The sequence below is a fragment of the Streptomyces axinellae genome (assembly GCF_039532135.1).
Classification (GTDB): domain Bacteria; phylum Actinomycetota; class Actinomycetes; order Streptomycetales; family Streptomycetaceae; genus Streptomyces; species Streptomyces axinellae.
This window is the reverse complement of record NZ_BAAARJ010000101.1, coordinates 1-509: the sequence shown is the minus strand read 5'-3', so window position 1 is coordinate 509 and position 509 is coordinate 1. Positions and strand designations below refer to the sequence as shown.

1 protein-coding gene is annotated in these 509 nt (G+C 68.2%); it reads right to left on the bottom strand.

The genetic code is table 11. The annotated features are described in order from the left end of the window. On the bottom strand, positions 1–509 hold a 509-nt coding region (locus ABD339_RS33640), incomplete at both ends, for an MFS transporter (protein ID WP_344570958.1).

The window sequence follows — 509 nt, the reverse complement described above, 5'->3', positions numbered from 1 at the left end:
GTCGCGATGGCGGCGGCGACCAGGGCGACGCCGCAGCCGATGAGCAGTCCGGTGCGGAAGCCGTTTTCGGAGGTGAAGGTGTGGCCGCCTGTGGTGGTGGTCAGCTGGGCGAGGACGACGCCGATGACGGCGGCGCCTGTGGAGGTGCCGAGTGAGCGCATGAGGGTGTTGAAGCCGTTGGCGGCGGCGGTCTCCGAGAGGGGGACGGAGCTCATGATGAGTGCGGGCATGGCTCCGTAGGCCAGGCCGACTCCGCTGTTGATCACGATGATGGTGAGCATGATGCCCCAGGCCGATCCCATCAGCGCCATGGACAGCCCGTAGCCGGCGGCGATGACCAGTACCCCGCTGATCAGCGTGAACTTCGGGCCGCGCGCATCGGTGAGCTTTCCGCCCAGTGGCGAGACGAGCATCATCATGATGCCGCCGGGCGCCATCCACAGCCCGGCCTCGACCATGGACTGGCCGAGCCCGTAGCCGGTTGCTGCGGGGAACTGGAGCAACTGCGG